Source organism: Streptomyces sp. WELS2, from assembly GCF_013870595.1.
Classification (GTDB): Bacteria; Actinomycetota; Actinomycetes; order Streptomycetales; family Streptomycetaceae; genus Streptomyces.
On record NZ_JACBWZ010001276.1, the window covers coordinates 1 to 1,261 of the forward strand.

2 protein-coding genes and 1 pseudogene are annotated in these 1,261 nt (G+C 74.6%); 1 reads left to right on the forward strand and 2 read right to left on the reverse strand.

Translation table 11 applies throughout. From position 1 onward, the window contains the following. Positions 1-269 (forward strand): annotated as a pseudogene (locus H5J33_RS35675) (hypothetical protein); the annotation flags it as partial. Positions 270-363: 94 nt separating this feature from the next. Here H5J33_RS35675 and H5J33_RS35680 read toward each other — a convergent pair. Both H5J33_RS35680 and H5J33_RS35685 read right to left on the reverse strand, forming a co-directional pair. After that, the gene (locus tag H5J33_RS35680; protein ID WP_181798780.1) at positions 364-798 is read right to left on the reverse strand and encodes a DUF6011 domain-containing protein; all 435 of its coding nucleotides are present in this window, start codon (positions 796-798) and stop codon (positions 364-366) included. Positions 799-943: 145 nt separating this feature from the next. Beyond that, positions 944-1,261 (reverse strand): carboxymuconolactone decarboxylase family protein (locus H5J33_RS35685; protein ID WP_181798781.1); only part of this gene is annotated, 318 nt, incomplete at its 5' end.

Below are 1,261 nucleotides of genomic sequence, written 5' to 3' on the forward strand. Positions count from 1 at the left end.
CCACCGACGCCTGGATCCAGCGGGCCCTGCGCTGCGCCGCCGCGCTGGAGACCGGCCAGCGCGCGGTACGGCTCGCCGCCCGGGCCGTGGCCTATCTGGAGGCCTCGCCCTGCCAGTACGAGCACGCGGCGGCCCGCGTCGAGTACGGCATCGCCACCGGCTCGGCCGCCGAACTCGCCCGGGGCCTGGAACTCGCCCGCCTCTGCGGCGCGGACGGACTGGCGAACCAGGCCGAGCGGGCCCTGCACCGCGTGCGGGGCCCGCACTGAGCCGGGCCGATCGCAAGGCGAAGGCCGCCCGCCCGCCTGGACAGGACGGCCCCGCCCACGGGCAGATGCGGGACCGTACCGTCCCCGTGCCGGGTCAGAGGAGTTTGTAGCGTGCGCAGGTGGGCCCGTACCCGGCCTGCCGGGACAGCTCGTCGGTGAGGGGGCGCCCGCACTCCTGGCATGTCGACGACGGCCCCCCGCCGGCCGGCCGGCACTGCGGGGACGGCGACACACCTTGGTCACTCGGCCGGTCGCGGTCCAGGGCGGAGGAGACCAGCGAGGAAACGGCGACGGCCGCGAAGGTCGCGACGATCGGTCCCAGATGCGGGCGGGCCACCGCAGCGGCCTTCACGGCCTGCGCCCGGACGCGGGTGGCGGTGGCCCGGAAACGCGATTCCTGTTCCTGTTCCTGTTCCTGCCCGTCGGTGCCGGCCGCGCCGACAGGGATGATGCGGGGCGTCCACCGCCGGAGCGGGGCGTCGTCGTCCATGCTGCGGCCCTTCATGACCCGGGACTTGATCAAACCCATTGTGCGGGCACCCCGCGCGAAACGCGCGGGGTTCGTGGAATCCGGGCAGGACAGCCACCGCACCTCGGCGAGATCCACGACAGCACCGGATGCTGCGCACGGGCCCCGCCGAGCCTGAGACCGGCAGGGGCACTCACGGCGGCGGTCAGCCCCGCTCCTCCTCGGCGAGTACGCGCTGGGCCGTGGCGAACGCCGAGTTGGCGGCGGGCACGCCGCAGTACACCGCGGTCTGCAACAGCACCGCGCCGATCTCCTCCGGCGTCAGCCCGTTGCGCCTGGCCGCCCGGACGTGCATCGCCAGCTCGTCGTAGTGGCCGTGCGCGACCAGCGCGGTCAGCGTGATCATGCTGCGCTCGCGGCGCGACAGCGTGGGGTCGGTCCAGATCTCACCCCACGCGTAGCGGGAGATGAAGTCCTGGAAGCGGGCGGTGAACGGGGTCTGCCGGGCCTGCGCGCGGTCCAC